The 12,594-nt window shown below is 65.6% G+C and carries 11 protein-coding genes; 8 read left to right on the top strand and 3 right to left on the bottom strand.

Features of this window, described 5'->3' with window-relative positions; all coding sequences use genetic code 11:
- Window positions 1-40: 40 nt before the first annotated feature.
- The 3 genes from epsC to LWW89_RS06215 form a co-directional block, all read right to left on the bottom strand.
- Window positions 41-1,024 carry a serine O-acetyltransferase EpsC gene (gene epsC / locus LWW89_RS06225; protein WP_293262805.1) on the bottom strand — a complete coding sequence of 328 codons (984 nt, stop codon included), beginning with the start codon at window positions 1,022-1,024 and terminating at the stop codon, window positions 41-43.
- A gap of 3 nt (window positions 1,025-1,027) precedes the next feature.
- Window positions 1,028-1,549 (bottom strand): rhodanese-like domain-containing protein, encoded by a 522-nt coding sequence (locus LWW89_RS06220; protein WP_293262802.1) that lies wholly within the window; start codon window positions 1,547-1,549, stop codon window positions 1,028-1,030.
- 158 nt (window positions 1,550-1,707) lie between these two features.
- Window positions 1,708-2,625 (bottom strand): LysR family transcriptional regulator, encoded by a 918-nt coding sequence (locus LWW89_RS06215; RefSeq protein ID WP_293262799.1) that lies wholly within the window; start codon window positions 2,623-2,625, stop codon window positions 1,708-1,710.
- Window positions 2,626-2,841: 216 nt separating this feature from the next.
- On the opposite strand from LWW89_RS06215, the gene LWW89_RS06210 reads away from it, so the two are divergent.
- The 8 genes from LWW89_RS06210 to LWW89_RS06175 all read left to right on the top strand — a co-directional run bounded on the left by LWW89_RS06210 (window position 2,842) and on the right by LWW89_RS06175 (window position 12,568).
- Window positions 2,842-4,068 (top strand): CoA transferase, encoded by a 1,227-nt coding sequence (locus LWW89_RS06210; protein WP_293262796.1) that lies wholly within the window; start codon window positions 2,842-2,844, stop codon window positions 4,066-4,068.
- Between the two features lie 72 nt (window positions 4,069-4,140).
- Window positions 4,141-5,148, top strand: coding sequence for a TRAP transporter substrate-binding protein (locus LWW89_RS06205; protein ID WP_293262793.1), 1,008 nt, complete (start codon window positions 4,141-4,143; stop codon window positions 5,146-5,148).
- An 89-nt stretch (window positions 5,149-5,237) separates the two neighbouring features.
- A complete protein-coding gene (locus LWW89_RS06200) occupies window positions 5,238-6,218 on the top strand; it encodes a CoA ester lyase (protein ID WP_293262790.1) in 981 nt (326 codons plus the stop codon).
- A gap of 35 nt (window positions 6,219-6,253) precedes the next feature.
- The gene (locus LWW89_RS06195; RefSeq protein WP_293262787.1) at window positions 6,254-7,126 is read left to right on the top strand and encodes a CoA ester lyase; all 873 of its coding nucleotides are present in this window, start codon (window positions 6,254-6,256) and stop codon (window positions 7,124-7,126) included.
- A 198-nt stretch (window positions 7,127-7,324) separates the two neighbouring features.
- The gene (locus tag LWW89_RS06190) at window positions 7,325-7,633 is read left to right on the top strand and encodes a hypothetical protein (RefSeq protein ID WP_293262784.1); all 309 of its coding nucleotides are present in this window, start codon (window positions 7,325-7,327) and stop codon (window positions 7,631-7,633) included.
- A gap of 255 nt (window positions 7,634-7,888) precedes the next feature.
- Window positions 7,889-8,542 (top strand): Clp protease ClpP, encoded by a 654-nt coding sequence (locus LWW89_RS06185; protein WP_293262781.1) that lies wholly within the window; start codon window positions 7,889-7,891, stop codon window positions 8,540-8,542.
- A 298-nt stretch (window positions 8,543-8,840) separates the two neighbouring features.
- Window positions 8,841-10,919, top strand: a complete 2,079-nt coding sequence (locus LWW89_RS06180) for an EAL domain-containing protein (RefSeq protein WP_293262778.1) — start codon at window positions 8,841-8,843, stop codon at window positions 10,917-10,919.
- Between the two features lie 47 nt (window positions 10,920-10,966).
- On the top strand, window positions 10,967-12,568 hold the full coding sequence (locus LWW89_RS06175) for an ATP-binding protein (RefSeq protein ID WP_293262775.1): 1,602 nt from the start codon (window positions 10,967-10,969) through the stop codon (window positions 12,566-12,568).
- The last annotated feature ends 26 nt before the right edge of the window (window positions 12,569-12,594 follow it).

The raw sequence follows: 12,594 nt of genomic DNA, 5'->3' as shown, positions 1-12,594 counted from the left end.
TAGAGCAGCAGCGGGTGGGTCATGGGCGGAGGGACGGCCGCTAGGCCGCGGCGGTGGTGGGAGAAGGAGAGGGAGCCAGGGGCTCGCGCAGCAGGTTGGCCTGGGTGACGTTGCTGCCCAGGGGCACGCTGCGGGTCAGCCAGACGTTGCCGCCGATCACCGAGCCCCGGCCGATGGTGATGCGCCCGAGGATGGTGGCGCCGGCGTAGATCACCACGTCGTCCTCGACGATCGGGTGGCGGGGCTGCCCCTTGGCCAAAGCGCCGCTGTCGCTCTCGGCGTCCACCTCGAAGCGCTTGGCCCCGAGGGTGACGGCCTGGTAAAGACGCACCCGGGCGCCGATCACCGCCGTTTCGCCGATCACCACACCGGTGCCGTGGTCGATGAAGAAGCCGGGGCCGATCCGGGCGCCGGGATGGATGTCGATGCCGGTTTCGCCGTGGGCGATCTCGGCCACCATGCGCGCCAGCAGGGGCACGCCCAGGGCATACAGGCTGTGGGCCAGCCGGTGGTGGGTCACCGCCACCACGCCCGGGTAGCAGAGCAGAACTTCGTCCACGCTGCGGGCCGCCGGGTCGCCCTGGAAAGCGGCCACCACGTCGCTGTCGAGCAGGCCGCGGATGCCGGGCAGGCCAGCGGCGAAGCGGCGCACGATGTCCACCGCGTCGGCCTCGGCCCGGGCGCTGTCCCGCCCCTGCTGGCGGGCCTGGTAGGCCAGCTCCAGGCGCACCTGGGCGAGCAGGGCGTTGAGGGCCGCGTCCAGGGTGTGGCCCACGTAGTAGTCCTCGCTCTCGTCGCGCAAGTCGGGGGGGCCCAGGCGCATGGGAAAGAGGGTGCCGCACAGGGCCTGGACGATCTGGGCCAGGGCCTCCCGGGAGGGGAGCTCCCGGGCACGCAATTCCCGCAGCCGGCCGTGGGCGCCGCGCCAGCGCAGGCGGGCCTGGCGCAGCTCGGCGACGATGGCGTCCAGATTCCAGTGCTGGTCGGCGGCCGGCACCGGGAGGGGATGATGAAGATCGCTCATGGCTCAGTCCTGCACCCAGGGCAGGCCCCAGTGCCGCCAGCCACCGGAATCGCCGCGCCGCTGCTGGCCGTCCAGGTCTCCCTCGAAGCCTTCGAGGATGTTGAAGACCTGGGTGAAGCCCTTAGCGGCGGCAGCCTCGGCGGCGGCGGCGGAACGCTTGCCGCTGCGGCACAGGAACAGCACCACGTCGTCCTTGCCGACCTTGGATTCCAACTCGCGCAGGAAGCGCGGGTTCTTGATCATGGCCGGCCCGGTCTGCCAGGCCGCGTGGAGGGCGCCGGGCACCCGGCCGACGTACTTCAGCTCTTCGGCGGTGCGCACGTCCACCAGCACGGCGGCGCCGCTCGACACCAGTTGCCAGGCCTCGGGCGGATAGACCCCGCCGGCGTAGGCCAGCCCGTCCCGGCGCGCCCGCTCCCGGGCCTCGTCGAGAATGCGTTGGGGATCGGTTTCCCGAGCGGCCAGGACGGTTGTCTCGGCGGCGTCGGTGTCGGGGGCAGGGGAGGCGAGCGTGGCGGCGGTCATGGCGATGTCCTTGAAACGGGTCGAATGCCCCGCGTTAGCAAGGTTTCGCCCGGGGCCAGCGACAATCTACGGCCGGCCCTTTTCGCCACGAACGAAGGAAATCTTTGTTGCTTATGCCGGAATGCGCAGAAAGGCCCCTCTCCGCATTCCGCGCCGGTTCATCCCCGGTCGCCCATCAACTGGCGCAGCAGCTGCACCATGCGCGCCGCCGCCGGCGACAGGGCCTGGCCGCGCAGGGTGATCACCGCCAGTTCCCGCACCAGGGGCGGATTGACGATGCGCAAGGGGAGCGCGGCGTCGTCCTCCCCCTCGGGCAGGGCCACCCGGGGCAGGATGGCGGCGCCCAGGCCCGCCCGGGCCATGGAGATCAGGCTCTGCACCTGGGTGAACTGGTAGCGGGACGAAAAATCCAGGTCGTGGCTGCGCAGGGCGCCCTCGAACAGCCGGCGCAGGGCGCTGGCCTTGTCGAGCAGCAGCAGGGGCATGCGCGCCAGGGTGGGCAGGGCGATGGCCTTGGTCGCCGAACCAGCGAAACGCTTGGGAACCAAGGCGTAGAGCGGATCTTCGAGAATCGTCTCGAAGTGGAACTCGCCAGTCTCGACCACCGGGCCGAAGGCGAAATCCACCTCCCGCTGGCGCACGCACTCGAACATGGCCTCGGACGACAGCTCCCGGACGAACACCTGCACCCCCGGGTAGTCCCGCTCGAAGGCGGCCAGCACCCGGGCCAGGCGGGTGCCGGCGATGGTCGGCGAACAGGCCAGGGCGATGCGCCCGCGCTGGATGTCGGCGGATTCCTGGATCTTGCGCAGCCCCAGCTCCATCTCCTGCACGGCGCGCCGGGCGCATTCGAGCAACTGGGCGCCTTCGACGGTGAGGCTGACGCGCCGGGTGGTGCGGTGGAAGAGGGCCACGCCGAGCTGTTCTTCGAGCTGGCGAATCTGGGTGCTCACCGCCGACTGGGAACGATGGGCCCGTTCGGCCGCTTCGCGGAAGCTACCGTGCTCGCCCACCAGCATGAAGGTGTGCAGCAGCTTGAGATTGACGTTGGCCATGGCGGCCAGGGGCGTTTTCACAGGCGTTCTCCGCAATGGGGGCTAGCGTTGGGGAAGGACGGCTCGTCACCTGATGCCGCCCCTCCGCTCGGCAACGAGCTTACGCATTTATGCGAAAAAACAGAATAATCGTTCTCATATTTCCGTTTGTTGCTTGATTCGGCCGTCCGTAGAGTGGGCTCCGCCGCGTCCGGGCACTTCTGTCCGGCGCGCCACGACCCAACCGAGGAGCCGGCTGTGCAAGCGAACGAAACGAGAGAAGAGGGCGCCCAGCCCCTGGAAGCCCTGGCGGGACTGCGTGTCCTGGATATCGCCACCTTCGTGGCGGCGCCGTTCTGCGGAACTATCCTGGCCGACTTCGGCGCCGAGGTGATCAAGATCGAGCAGCCCGGCGCGGGGGACTCCCTGCGCCAGTTCGGCACCCCCACCGAATGCGGCGACAGCCTGGTGTGGATGAGCGAGTCGCGCAACAAGAAGACCGTCACCCTGGACCTGCGCACGCCCGAGGGCGCGGCCATCTTTCGCCGCCTGGCAACCCAGGCCGACGTGGTTCTGGAGAACTTCCGCCCCGGCACCCTGGAGAAGTGGGGCCTGGGCTACGAAGACCTGAAGGCCCTCAATCCGCGCCTGATCATGCTGCGCATCACCGCCTACGGCCAGACCGGCCCGAAGCGGAACGAACCGGGTTTTGCCCGCATTGCCCACGCTTTCTCCGGGCTTTCCGACCTGGCCGGTGAGGCCGATGGGCCGCCGGTGGTGCCCGGCTCGACCTCCATGGCCGACTACGTGTCCGGCATGTGGGGCGCCATTGGCATCCTGACCGCCCTGCGGGCCCTGGAAAAGACCGGGGAGGGCCAGTACATCGACATCGGCCTGTACGAATCGGTGTTCCGGCTCCTGGACGAGATCGCCCCGGCCTACGCCAAGTTCGGCGTGGTGCGGCGTCGCATGGGGGCCGACACCATCAACGTGGTGCCCCACAGCCATTACCAGACCGCCAGTGGCGAATGGGTGGCCCTGGCCTGCACCAACGACCGCATGTTCGCCCGCTTGGCCGAGGTGATGGGACGCCCCGAACTGGCCACCGAATACCCGAGCAGCACTGCCCGGGTGGCCGGCCGGGAGCGCATCAACGGGCTGGTGGGGGAATGGATCGGCCGCCACCCCCTGGCCCAGGTGCTGGCCCTGACCCGGGAAGGCGGGGTGCCCTGCGCCCAGGTCTATTCGATCGCCGACATCTTTGCCGATCCCCAGTACGCCGCCCGGGGCAACCTGATGGAAGTCGACGACCCCCGGGTCGGCCATCTGGTGTTGCCGGCCGCCGTGCCGCACCTGTCGGCCACGCCGGCCACCTTCAAGCACGCCGGCCGTGCCCTGGGGGCCGACAACCGGGACGTGCTCGGCGGCCTGCTGGGCCTGGACGACGGCGAACTGGCCGCCTTGGCCAATGCCGGGGTGATCTAGCAGCCGGCTTCATTCCAACGGTTTCGCACCACCCGCATCACCCATGACCCTGACCATAAAAGCGAGGAGACCATGAACCATTTCATCCGCACCTGTTGCACCGCCCTGGTCCTGCTGGCCGCCGGCGGCGCCGCGGCCCAGCAGCCGATCGTCATCAAGTTCAGCCACACCACCACCCCGGACACCCCCAAGGGCAAGGGCGGCGAGTATTTCAAGAAACTGGTGGAAGAGCGCACCAAGGGGCGCGTCCGGGTGGAGCTGTACCCGAACAGCACCCTGTACAAGGACAAAGAGGAAATGGAGGCGCTGCAACTGGGGGCGGTGCAGATGCTGGCCCCGTCCCCCGCCAAGTTCGGCCCCCTGGGGGTGAAGGAATTCGAGGTGTTCGACCTGCCGTTCATCTTCGACGACTACGCCGAGTTGCATAAGATCACCCAGGGCCCCGTGGGCCGGGAACTGCTGCGCAAGCTGGAGCCCAAGGGCGCCCTGGGGCTGGCCTTCTGGGACAACGGCTTCAAGCAGATGACCGCCAACCGCCCCCTGAAGGCCGTGACCGACTTCAAGGGCCTGAAGATGCGCATTCAGTCGTCCAAGGTGCTGGATTCGCAGATGCGGGCCATCGGGGCGATTCCCCAGATCCTGGCGTTCTCGGAGGTCTATCCGGCGCTCCAGACCGGGGTGGTGGACGGCACCGAGAACACCGCCTCGAACATCTACACCCAGAAGATGCACGAGGTGCAGAAATACCTGACGGTGTCGGACCACGGCTACATCGGCTACGCGGTGATCGTGAACAAGCGGTTCTGGGAAGGCCTGCCGCCGGACCTGCGCACCACGGTGGATGGCGCGCTCCAGGAGGCAACCCAGTACGTGTCGGAGATCGCCAAGAAGGAAAACGACGACGCCCTGGAAGCGATCCGCAAGAGCGGCAAGACCCAGGTGATTACCCTGACGCCCCAGGAACGGGCCGAGTGGAAGAAGGCCATGCTCAAGGTGCACAAGGAGATGGAGGCCCGGGTCGGCAAGGAGCTGATCCAGTCCATCTACCGCGAAACCGGCTTCGATCCCAACAAGCTCTGATCGCTACCACCCATCCCGATACCGCCGGTGGGAAGCAGGCTGCCGCTCTTCGGCTCTCCCACGCTCCCACCGCATCGACAGGAAAAACCATGAGCGCCACCTTCTTCCCCCCCGCCACACCCCGCCTGCAACGCTCCCAGCTGGCCGTGCCCGCATCCAATCCGGCCTTCTTCGAAAAGGCCGCCCGATCCGGCTCCGACGTGATCTTTCTCGACTGCGAGGACGCGGTGGCCCCGGACGAAAAGGCCCGGGCCCGGCGCAACGCCATCGAGGCCCTGAACGACATCGACTGGGGCGACAAGACCCTGCAAGTGCGCATCAACGGCCTGGACACCGAATACATGTACCGGGACGTGGTGGACATCGTCGAGAACTGCCCGCGCCTGGACATGCTGCTAATCCCCAAGGTGGGCGTGCCGGCCGACGTCTACGCCGTGGACATGCTGGTCAGCCAGATCGAGGCCGCCAAGAAACGCAGCAAGCGCCTGGGGTTCGACGTGCTGATCGAGACCGCCCTGGGCATGGCCAACGTGGAGGCCATCGCCCAGAGCTCGCCCCGACTCGAAGCCCTCAGCTTCGGGGTGGGGGATTACGCCGCCTCGACCCGGGCCCGATCGACTATCATCGGCGCCGGCCACCCCGACTACGGCATGTTGGGCGGCGGCAAGGCAGACCGGGCGCGCAGCTTCACCCCCGGCGACCCCTGGCATTACGCCCAGAGCCGGGTCCTGGTCGCCTGCCGGGCCTACGGCCTGCGCCCGGTGGACGGCCCATTCGGCGACTTTTCCGATCCGGCCGGTTATAGTGCGGCGGCGCGGCGCGCGGCGGCGCTGGGCTTCGAAGGCAAATGGGCCATCCACCCCAGCCAGATCGCCCTGGCCAACGATGCCTTCAGCCCCACCGAGGACGAGCTGGCCAACGCCCGGCGCATCGTGGACGCCATGGAAAGCGCCCAGCGCGAGGGCAGGGGAGCCGTCAGCCTCGACGGCCGCCTGATCGACATCGCCAGCATCAAACTGGCCGAGAACCTGTTGCGCAAGGCCGACGCCATCGACCCGGCATCCGCCTAGAAAATTAAAGCGTTGAAAAAGATAAGGAGCATTCCATGAGCAGCAAGTCCCGTCCCCGCCGTTCGGCCCTCTACATGCCCGGAGCCAACGCCCGGGCCCTGGAGAAGGCCCGCACCCTGCCGGCGGACTGCCTGATCCTGGACCTGGAAGACGCGGTGGCCCCCGATGCCAAATTCCTCGCCCGGGAACAGGTGGCCGCCGCCGTTCGTGCCGGTGGCTACGGGCACCGGGAGGTGGTGGTCCGGGTCAACGGCCTGACCACGCACTGGGGCCGTGACGACGTGGCGGCCGTGGCCGACTGCGGCGCCAACGCCATTCTTTTTCCCAAGATCGAGCGGGCGGAACAGGTCCATGAGGCCGTTGCCGCCCTGGATGCAGCCGGGGCGCCGGCCGATCTGCCGGTGTGGATCATGGCGGAAACGCCCCGGGCCTTTCTCGAAATCAACGCCATTGCCGCCGCCCATCCGCGCCTTGAGGCCATCGTCATCGGTACCTCGGACCTGGCCAAGGAGTTGCGCGCCCGCCATACCCTGGACCGGGTGGGCATGATCGGCGCCCTGTCGCTGGGTGTACTGGCCGCCCGGGCCTACGGCCTGGTAATCCTGGACGGGGTCTATCTCGATTTGAACGACGATGCCGGCCTGCACCAGGCCTGTGCCCAGGGGCGCGACATGGGCTTCGACGGCAAGACCCTGATCCACCCCAAGCAACTGGACGCGGCCAATACCGCCTTCGCCCCCACCGCCCAGGAAACGGCCGATGCCCGCCGGCTGATCGACGCATGGCAACAAGCCCGCGCAGCGGGCCAGGGCGTGGTGGTGGTGGATGGCAAGCTGGTGGAAAACCTGCACGTGGAAGAGGCCCAGCGCATCCTGGCCCTGGCCGAGGCCATTGCCGCCATCGAATGACTTTTTTCGCTGGCGAATGAGAAAGGGCAGGGTAGCTGCACGCGCCTTGCCCTTTTCATTTAACGACGGGCAGGTCATTTCTTTGCGCAACGTCTTTTGCACGCCACCAGACCGCTACAAACCGGCACAGCTCCTTTGTTTCAGTCGAACTAGGATGTAAACATTGGTTCCAAACCTATATCCAGGAAGGAGAGCACCATGATCAAGAAACGCAGCGCACTCATCGGCCTGACCCTCGCGCTCATTAGCCCCTGGGCGATGGCCGACCTGGGCAAGGCCGGCCACGAGATCAAGGAATCGGCCGTTGAAGCGGTAGACAAGACCGTGGAAGTCAGCAAGGAAATCGGCCATGCCACGGCCGAAACCGCCAAGTCGGTAGGCCATGCAGTGGCCAACGGCGCACGCAAGGGCTATCGCGCAACCCGTGAAGCCATCAGCGGCAACTCATCGGCAACTCCCGCCGCCAAGAGCGAAGCCGCGCCGGACTCCGAAGCGAAAAGCAAGTAATGCGAATGAGGCGAAGGTTGAACCATTCGTTTTCACTGGGCACAACCAGCAGGCCAAGCAGATCGTGGCTGGATGCGCCACGGTGGCCCTGCTGGGCCTTTTTCTTCGCCGCAGCTACTTTCTATAATTTGTATTATGTAAAATAAACTGCGGCCTTTTAGAGCAACAAGCTTGGCGACGGTCTCCTCGCCGTGGCAGATACTTAGCCGATACACTTAACCAAAAACGAATAGGCAATGACGATCAGGAGACGCCATGAGACCACAAGAATTGCTTTGCGGACTGGATGATGAGCCCAATAACGGCGGAGGCAGTAATGCGACCTTCGCCAACCTGCTGCGTTATGAGCGGCAGGCGCCGGTGCGGCAGATTTCGTACTACGTCTGCGGCGAAATCCAGGAGCCCCAGTACTACACCGAGCTGTTCTACACCCTGCGTAGCGCCGGCCCTACGGACCTGATCTACCTTCACCTCAACTCGCCTGGCGGGGATTTCGATACCGGGCTGCAGATCATCAACAACATGCTGGCGTCCGAAGCCCAGGTCATCACGGTACTCGAAGCCCGCGCCTACTCGATGGCGGCCATGATTTTCCTGGCCGGGGACGAATTGATCGTCCATGACAACTGCCAGCTCATGTTCCATACCTATTCCGGCAATTTTGTTGGCAAAGGCAACGAACAGCAGGCCCAGGTGGTGGCTATCGCCAGTTGGTTCGAGAAGGTAATGACAAGAATCTGCACGCCGTTCCTCACCAAAGGGGAAATCGACCGCATCCAACACGGCAGCGATGTTTGGCTGGACTCGGACGAAATCCGCCGCCGGCTGGCGCGTATCAAGCGTAACCAAGGCAAATCCGTCGTGCGGCAGAGAAAGGAACACCCCGCGTCGGAAGATGGACAAGGTTGAGCCCTCTTCTTCCGCCCAGTCGGTTTCCTACCTCTTCAGCCCGCACAGCTGCAGCAAAACGCCCCGCAGGCAAGTTGCCTTTCGACGAAATTTCGCCTTTTTATCAATGAGATAATTCGTCGCTTCTGTCATTTTTTTGCAACGTGGACAATGCCAACGTAATCGGTTCAGAATTGGCTATAGTGAAGTCGTGAAGTCATATTCACAGGGTCAATGCAATTGGCCCGCATATCCAATCTGCTGAACCGGGGAAGCCCTCTGACACGCTGCCCCCGCCGGAGACAAGGCAATGGGCGGTTTGCGCATACTGCACCTCGAAGATAATTCGGATGACAGCGAGCTCATCCGGATCACCCTGTCCCTGGCCGGGATCGATGCCGACATCCGGCTGGTGGCAAGCCGCCAGGATTACGTGGCGGGCCTGCACGACTTCACACCCGACATCATCCTGGCGGACTACAACCTACCGGGATTCAGCGGCCTGGAAGGCCTGGAAATCCGCAACGAGCAGGCCCCGGACATCCCCCTCATCTTCGTTACCGGTTCCCTCGGCGACGATCTGGCGGTAACCACCCTGCGCCTTGGCGCAACCGATTTCGTTCTCAAGGATCGCATGGCCCGGCTGCCGGATGCCATCCAGCGGGCCCGTCAGGAATCCGAGCAACGGCTCGAACGCCGCCGCCTCGACGTCGAACTGGCTGCCGAGCGGGAAGTGATGCGCGCCACCCTCGATTCGGCCCAGGCCGCCATTGTCGTCCTCGACGGATTGGGCACCATCGTCAGCGCCAATCCCCGGGCGGCCAGCATGGTGGGTGCCACCCCCGCAAGCCTGCCAGGGTGGGCGTTCTGGGAGGTGTTCCCCTCCCCTTCCAACGCCGGTAATGCCCGGGAGCAAGTGCGCCTCGCCCTGGAATGGCCCCACTTGCCCGCCCGGGACAGTTGGACCATGACCACCGTGGGCGGACGGGTCGTCACCTGGACCTCCGGCACCATAACCAGCCCGGGACGCGCCGAACGGGTGGTGCTGAGCGGCATCGACATCACCGAGCAACGCCAGGCGGAGCACCGGGTTCATTACCTGGGCCACTTCGACCAGACCACTGGATTACCGAACCGCCAGCACTTTCTCCAGAACCTGGAAGAACGGTGCGGCAAACGGAATATCGGCACGCCCTCGGTGCTCGCCGTCATGCTTATCGCCTTGCAGCGGCTGGAAGAAATCACCGACAGCGACGGTGAGGAGGCCATCGACCGCATTTGCCAGGCCATGACCGAGCGACTGAAGGAAAGCCAGGAACAGGAGCCCCTGCTGGCACGGGTGTCGGAAAACGGATTCGCCCTTGCCACCGAGCTCGTCCGGGGATGCGACCTGGACGATTTCGCCCAGCACATCATCGAGGCCCTGTCAGCTCCCGTGGCGGTGGGAGGGCGCCAGCAGGTGGTCCCGGTTCGTAGCGGCGTGGCCCTTCTGCCCGACGATGCCGCCGATCCGCGCCAGCTGATGCGCGCCGCCGAAGCGGCCCTGCACTATGCCGAGACGAGTGCCGAACGCAGCTATTCGTTTTACACGCCTCTGCTCTCGGACCAGGCCCGGGAGCGGTTGCAGCTGGAAAGCGAACTGCGCGCCGCCCTGATCGCCGAAAATCAATTGGCCCTCCACTACCAGCCCCAGGTGAATCTCGATACCGGCCGCATCGAAGGCCTGGAAGCCCTGATCCGCTGGCAGCACCCCCAACTGGGATGGCTGCCGCCAGGGCGCTTCATTCCCCTGGCAGAAGTCTGCGGTTTGATGAACGAGCTGGGCGCCTGGGTGCTTCAGGAAGCCTGCCGCCAACTGGTGCAATGGGACCACGCCGAAATTGCGGCCCCCACGGTTGCCATCAACCTGTCCGCCAGCCAGTTCACCTCGCCCAGCCTGTTCGTCGATATCGACCAGACACTGGCCCGGTTCGGCATCGCGCCCGAGCGGCTTGAACTCGAACTGACCGAATCCACCAGCATGCGCGATCCCCAGGCCAGCGTGGCCATCATGGCCCAGTTCCGCGAACGGGGCCTGAAGATCGCCATCGACGACTTCGGCACCGGCTATTCCAACCTGAGCTACCTGAAACGCTTTCCAGTAAACCGCCTGAAACTGGACCAGGCGTTCGTGCGCGACATCGTCAGCGATGCCGACGACCAGGCCATCTCCCGGGCCATCATCGCCATGGCGCATCAACTGCGCCTGGAAGTCATCGCCGAGGGCGTCGAAACCGCCGAGCAGCGCGACTTCCTCAAAGCGGCGGGATGCGACATCGCCCAAGGCTTTCTGCTGAGCCGCCCCATTCCGGCCGCCGAATGCGCCCTGCTGCTGGGCCAGCCGCTCTCCCTGATCTGAGCCTCCCCTCCCCTGCCGCCCTGCCCCCCCCTTTTCGGAGCGCATCCATGGACACCCTGCGCATTCTTCATCTGGAAGACAATCCTGACGACGCCGGTCTGGTCCAACAGGCTCTCGCCCTGCCCGAGACCACGCCAATCCTCACCCGGGTCGACTCTCGGGCTGGGTTTGCCGCCGCCTTGAGCAAAGGTGAATTCGATCTCGTGCTTTCCGACAGCAGCCTCCCCGGCCTGGACGGCCAGCAGGCCCTGACCCTGGTCCGTGAGCAAAGGCCGGACACTCCCTTCATCTTCGTCAGCGGCAGCGCCGATCCGCGCTGGGTTCAGCAGAGCTACCATCTGGGCGCCTTCGACGTCGTTTCCAAGGAACAGTTGTGGCGGCTTCCGCCGGTGCTGAAGAACGTCCGGGCAACCCGGCAGAACCGGCGCCTCAACCAATTGGCCACGTCCCGCGCGTTGCTGGTGGAAATCGTCAAGCAATTGTCCCTGGCCCGCAGCCTCGATGCCATCGTGGATATCGTCAAAACCGGCGCCCGGCAGCTCAACGGCGCCGACGGAGCCACCTTCATCCTGCGCGACGGCGACCAGTGCTACTACGTCGCGGAAGACGCCATCGGCCCCCTGTGGCAAGGGCGGCGCTTCCCCCTGCGCGCCTGCATCAGCGGTTGGGCCATGCTCGAACGCAAGGCTGCGGTAATCCCGGACATCTACCAGGACCCGCGCATCCCCCACGACGCCTACCGCCCCACCTTCGTCAAAAGCCTGGTGATGGTGCCGATCCGTACCGAGGCCCCCATCGGGGCCATTGGCAACTACTGGGCCAACAACCGCCAACCCAACGAGGACGAGGTGGCCCTGATCCAGGCCCTTGCCGATTCCACCTCCCTGGCCATGGAAAACCTGGAACTGTACAAGGACCTGGAACGACGCGTTCAAGACCGCACCCAGCGCCTGCAAGCCGCCAACGAGGAGCTGGAGGCCTTTTCCTATTCGGTCTCCCACGACCTGCGGGCGCCGCTACGAGCCCTGCAAGGCTATTCGGACCTGCTCCTCAGCCAGGTTCAGCCTCCGCTCCAGGGGCAGGCCCAGAGCTATGCAGAGCGGTTGCGCAAATCGGCGTTGCGCATGCAGGTGTTGATCGACGACCTGCTCAACCTCTCCAAGGTGTCCCGGGCCGAATTGCACTACGGCCAAACCTCCATCGGGCGCATCGCCCAGGAAATCATGACCAGTCTGCAGAATACCTCCCCCCCCAGGGAAGGCCTGCAACTGGACGTGGATGCCAGCTTGCAAGCCCAGGGGGATCCAGGGTTGCTGCGCATCGCCTTGGAAAACCTGCTGTCCAACGCCTGGAAATACACCGGCAAGACCGCCGCGCCCCACATCGAATTCTTCGCCGAAACGCCCCCGGGAGGCGGCCCTCCCACCTACGTGGTGCGGGACAACGGCGCCGGCTTCGACATGGCCTACGCCGGCGAACTGTTCCAAGCCTTCCGCCGCCTGCACACCGAAGCGGAATTCCCCGGCACCGGCGTCGGGCTCACCATCGTTCAGCGCATTGTCCGCAAACACGGCGGCCATATCTGGGCCGAGGCAGCCCCCGGCAAGGGTGCCACATTCCGCTTCACCTTAGGCAGCGGTCCGTCCTGAAGAGCCGCCCGCGCTGGCGACTGCGC

It is taken from the genome of Oryzomicrobium sp. (genome assembly GCF_021287045.1).
GTDB lineage: Bacteria > Pseudomonadota > Gammaproteobacteria > Burkholderiales > Rhodocyclaceae > Oryzomicrobium.
Note: the sequence above shows the minus strand (reverse complement) of the source record. Positions and strands in the feature narration are given on the sequence as shown.